A 1,423-nucleotide genomic window follows, 5' to 3' on the forward strand; every position below is an offset into this window, starting at 1 on the left:
AATACTGGCTTATCAAACATCGGTACAGGCAAAGCCATTGATTGATCAACGTTATTCAGATAATGGTGATGGCACGATAACCGATACGAAGACCAATCTTATTTGGCAGCGTTGCAGTCTAGGCCAAACTTGGACAGGTGAAACCTGTGCAGGATCTGCCGATGGTTATAACTGGCCTTCAGCGATGAAGCAGGTTAAAGATGGTTGGCGACTGCCAACAGTAGATGAGTTAGATACGTTGGTGCTCTGTACCAGCAACGAACGGAGTATATCTCGTTCATATGAGGGTATAAACAGCAGATGTTCTGGCGATTATCAAGAACCCACTATAAACACTCTCGCATTTCCCAAAACGCCAGAATATTTCTTTTGGTCGTCTTCGGAATATGTTGATGAGAATGGTGGTCATAACGGCTGGGCCATAAGTTTCCGACATGGCTTAGTTGGCCCCTATCACAGTAACTTTATGCGTGATGCCCATGTGCGCTTGGTGCGCGACCTGAGGAAGACTCAATAATTACTCAACTGGCAAAGCTTATACCTGCCCTATGACTATGCAAGGTCTGCCATGGGGTCATGTATAAGCTCAGCGGCGAATACAGCACCGGCTTGAACATGGCCACCTGCAAGATGCTTTCAAGCAAAGTATGTGGCCTCAGCTTTTACTTCGATGAAACTGGCATGACTTGGAGTGCCACACAAAATTCTGCTCTGCTGGAGGAGTGTAATACCCGCTGATATTCAGCAGAGATTTCACATTATGGTAAGCATAACCAAGCCTGTAAACTTTGGACTCAGCTCGATTTTTTTAGTGAATTAAGAAAATTTTAATCCTTACCACGACAATATTCTAAGAGTCTGCAAATGAAAGTTGTAACGCTTTTTATTTTTTTACTAGCTTCATTAACCAGTCTCCATTCGGCTGAAATGCTTCTGACATGGGAATCAATTGAAGAAGGTGAAGCCCAGGCAGAGGAGTGGGTTAACTCTTTGACGGAAGGTGAACTATTGGCTTTGGGTAACATGACTCAACAGCCTGAAGAGCTGGAGTTCGTTCGCGCTTTTTTTCCTTATTTGCTTCCAGAAAGTTTTTTTAATCGAAATATGGAGCTAACTTGTTATCCATCATTTCTTGCCTTTCAAAGTACCAAGGATCAGGAAGGGTTTAAAGCTTGGGAGCAGTGTGTTGGAGAACTATGGAGGGATGATCCTCCGGGCCTGATCGCTCGAGCCATCAAAGATCTTAAACCTTAGTTTTCACCAGAAAAATATTATCGAATCATTGAATAACGCTATTCATTAAATAGATGAAGCACCTAACTATTGTGAGAATCTCAAAGTTATCTAATAATGGCCTGAGGTCTAGCCAAAAGATTTAAGGGCCGTACTGCTAAATCACTTTACCGGTCTGAGTACGATAAGT

General features: G+C 42.9%; 2 protein-coding genes. Both read left to right on the forward strand.

The genetic code is table 11. The features are described from left to right. Nucleotides 1-517 (forward strand): Lcl C-terminal domain-containing protein (locus A9E74_RS13740; RefSeq protein WP_176718945.1); only part of this gene is annotated, 517 nt, incomplete at its 5' end. A 347-nt stretch (nucleotides 518-864) separates the two neighbouring features. Continuing rightward, nucleotides 865-1,254, forward strand: a complete 390-nt coding sequence (locus A9E74_RS13745; protein ID WP_069297153.1) for a hypothetical protein — start codon at nucleotides 865-867, stop codon at nucleotides 1,252-1,254. The last annotated feature ends 169 nt before the right edge of the window (nucleotides 1,255-1,423 follow it).

Source organism: Methylophaga muralis (genome assembly GCF_001720165.1).
In the GTDB taxonomy this organism is placed as follows: Bacteria; Pseudomonadota; Gammaproteobacteria; order Nitrosococcales; family Methylophagaceae; genus Methylophaga; species Methylophaga muralis.